Consider the following 3,320-nt stretch of genomic DNA (forward strand, 5'->3'; position numbering starts at 1 on the left):
CTGATACAATGCCTGCTAAAGCAGGTGGAATTTTATCAATAAGAACCAGTAACAGTACGGCAACTACCAGCATGACAAACATTTCTTTAAGCATGATGTTTTCAGACATTGCAGCGTAATATTGATCTACAAAGGATTTACCAATACCAATAATTAAAATCATGGCAAAAGCTTGTAATGCAATCCCCAACACAGTTTTGTAGTAGTTAATTGCAATGTCCTGAGTCCAACGGCCACCGCCAAACCCTAATAAAACAATGCCACCATAGGTTAAAATCCATGCGGTGATTAAGATAATGAGCATATTGATACTGACTAAAGCCAATATAATCAGAATAACCCCTGCAACGAGCAATCCTACTGTAGTTGCTGCAGGAGACCAGATGGATGAGCTGTCAATCGCTTTTGAGACAATATCAAACCCAACATCTACGATATCAGAAGGAGAGACATGCTCATTAATCCCAGAAGCCTTGGCTGCAAGTTGCCGCATGGAATCTATTATCGCTTTTGCAATTGCAGGACCATTGTCTAAAATCCAATAGAAAAAACCGATAACCACAAAAAACCGTACTGTTTCAGCTAAGAATTCTTGAATGTCTGCTCTTCGCAATGCCATCAAGCCGTAAGTCCACACCATACTGATTGAGGCCAAAGACCAGAACAAATATCTTGCGTAACTCAACATGGTTTTGCTCCATAGCGCGGATGTGCTGGCAAACCGTTGTAAAATATTATCCAGTAAGTCACGACTATCCATGCCATGCCCCTGAGCATGGCAGCAAGCAGAAAACCCAAGTAAACAGAAAAGGATAAAATAAGGAGTTATTTTTTTATTCATACTATCACCACTTCTTACCAGAGCTTTTGGAATAACTACCTCCTCGGAAGCACGCATCACCAATCACTTGGAGTTCTTCTTTAGTTCGACCTTCTCTTGAACTGTCGCATCTTAGAGAAGCCAAATGTTCAGCTTTTTTTTGAGCGGCAGTTTCAGCGCTGTCACAACCTGACAGGACACAAGTAAGAACCAAAATTGATAAACATATAACTTTCATTTCCTCTCCTTTTTATGATGGATTACCATTTTTTTCCTGAGCTTTTATGGTATGCCCCTGATCTGAAATGCTCATCTCCCGCAGTCTGTATTGCTTCTTTGTTGGCATTCGCCGCATCTTTGACGGCCTGGGCATTCTGTTGCGCCAATAACACGCCTCTGATTTGAAGCAATTGATGGGATTGATTACTTGCTAATTGAGAAGCCGCTTGAAGAGCCTGTTTTTGGCCTGCAGCACTTTGTGCTTGAGATTGCAACGTACGCAGCTTTGCAGAATCATTTTTTAAGCTCTGTTGTTGTTTATCAATCCCTTTGAGCATGGCATCATTGGAGCGTTTTTCAGCAACAGAAGCCGCTAATCTGCTTTGTTTAATTTTTCTAAGTTCTTCAGCAGAACATTGACTCGTGCCATTAAAACACGGGGTCTTTTGGTAGTATTCCTGACTTTGGAATCGGTCAAGATACCCTTGGAGGCTGCCAGCTTCCTGCTTGTAGTAATCAATGGTATCAGTCGACTCAAGCAAATTATTAATAACCGAGTTGGCATTATCCCATTCAAAGGAAGTCAGGGATTTGGTGTTGTCTAACATGTTTTGATATTGATCCATCTGATTCTTGTATTGATCGACTTGCGTTTTATATTCGCTAAGCTGAGTTGCAATCATTTTTCCATTTTGAATCCAGTTCGCAATGTCAAATACAGGCGCACCACCCGCGAACACTGGTAAAGCAAAGCAATAAATAATCAAGGATTTAAATTTCATAATGCTCTCCTTCATTAATAAGCAAATTGCCGATAAGGCTGCTTAAACGTTAAATCTTTCACTACGATGATATTGAAACGATAACCTGGACGGACATTGATAGTAGGAGACACATTCAGGTTTTTTGAAACCAGTTGTGAAGTAACCTCGCCCAACTGCTGTCCTAAAGCCTGACTCATGACACTGCCAGCTGTGGGTTGGGCGTAACCGAATTGATTAGATTGATTTGTATTTTGGCTATAAGTAATACCAGCAATAATGCCTGACATTAAAAGCGCTGAACCATAAATTCGCGCATAATGATGATCTACCTGATCGCGAAAACCACCATATCCAGCACTATCAGCACCTGGCATAGAGCCGATATCCAGAGCTTTACTGTCTGGAAACACCAGACGTTGCCACGCCACTAATACAGAGTTCTGACCAAAAGGGACATCACTGGAATAAAGTCCCAATATCTTCGTTCCTTGAGGTATTAAAAGATATTTTCCGGTAGCGGTGTCATATACGTTTTGTGATACTTGAGCGATAATTTGACCTGGTAATTCTGAAGAAATACCACTAATCATTACCCCTGGAATCACGCTGCCAGCTCTTAGTTCGTATCGACTGTTTGGATTTTGCAGCGTTGAATTTAAATGCCAACGCATTTCATTTTCCTCGCCACCTAATGTTTGTGGCATAGGTTTGGCCTGTCTTCCTTGTAATAATGCGAGCTGCTCTTTAAACGCTGATGAAGGATCGATGTTTAATGTCATCTCAGTGCTATTCATAGATGTTTTAGTAGTGTCGCGATTATTTAATCGTGGGTTATCGACCATTACGGATGACTTAGCTTTGACAGCCTCTTCAAATTCTTGAGTTTTTTCCTGACGAATACGCTCGATTTCAGCTTCAGATACCTCTTGTGTCAGAGTATCTTCTTGATGAGGAAGTTGTTCAGGAATGGGCAAAGGGCCTGCTTCATTATTAGCTATCGTGTCACTCTGGGAAGGAATCACTGCTGTTTTATGATTTCCTACCACATCATTGGCAAGGCTCATGGTATTTTTCTTAGGGTACTTAACCTTTACTATTTCTGATGGCTGGTTTTGCGCATTAGCCCGTTTATTGGCAACTAATGCGATGAGCACCACAAAAAGAGTTAAAATACCAATTGCAATCATGAGTGGCACATTATTTACTCGTTTTACACCTGTGGTTTGAAGCTTTTGCGGTGAATTGTCTGGTGACAAATAATCATTATTTCGATTCATCGTTCTACTCCTTATGAGTCCATGCGCTGACAGGGATGATATTTTCATTGTTTTTTGCATACAGCCGGCTCAATGTTTGTATTCCTACAAAAAGGCTTATTCTGTAACTTTGAGGTTTAAGCTCATCAAGAACGTAGAAAAAATTAGCTTTATTCTTTGGGCATTGATTTTCATTGATACCATAGCCCTTTTTTCTCAAGTTTTGAATAAGACTTAAGCCAAAGCCATCGTTGACTGCCT

At 40.6% G+C, this 3,320-nt stretch carries 4 protein-coding genes and 1 pseudogene; all 5 read right to left on the reverse strand.

Features of this window, described 5'->3' with window-relative positions; genetic code table 11:
• Positions 1 to 841, reverse strand: an 841-nt coding sequence (gene trbL, locus Q0495_RS09590) for a P-type conjugative transfer protein TrbL (protein ID WP_298625406.1), incomplete at its 3' end; no start/stop codon positions are given.
• A 4-nt stretch (positions 842 to 845) separates the two neighbouring features.
• Complete coding sequence (locus Q0495_RS09595) at positions 846 to 1,058, reverse strand: hypothetical protein (RefSeq protein WP_269568956.1); 213 nt, start codon at positions 1,056 to 1,058, stop codon at positions 846 to 848.
• Positions 1,059 to 1,080: 22 nt separating this feature from the next.
• Complete coding sequence (gene trbJ, locus Q0495_RS09600) at positions 1,081 to 1,821, reverse strand: P-type conjugative transfer protein TrbJ (protein WP_298625413.1); 741 nt, start codon at positions 1,819 to 1,821, stop codon at positions 1,081 to 1,083.
• A gap of 14 nt (positions 1,822 to 1,835) precedes the next feature.
• The gene (locus tag Q0495_RS09605) at positions 1,836 to 3,080 is read right to left on the reverse strand and encodes a TrbI/VirB10 family protein (protein ID WP_298625416.1); all 1,245 of its coding nucleotides are present in this window, start codon (positions 3,078 to 3,080) and stop codon (positions 1,836 to 1,838) included.
• Between the two features lie 4 nt (positions 3,081 to 3,084).
• Positions 3,085 to 3,320: pseudogene (locus Q0495_RS09610) on the reverse strand (conjugal transfer protein TrbH); the annotation flags it as partial.

It is taken from the genome of uncultured Legionella sp., assembly GCF_937871865.1.
GTDB lineage: Bacteria > Pseudomonadota > Gammaproteobacteria > Legionellales > Legionellaceae > Legionella.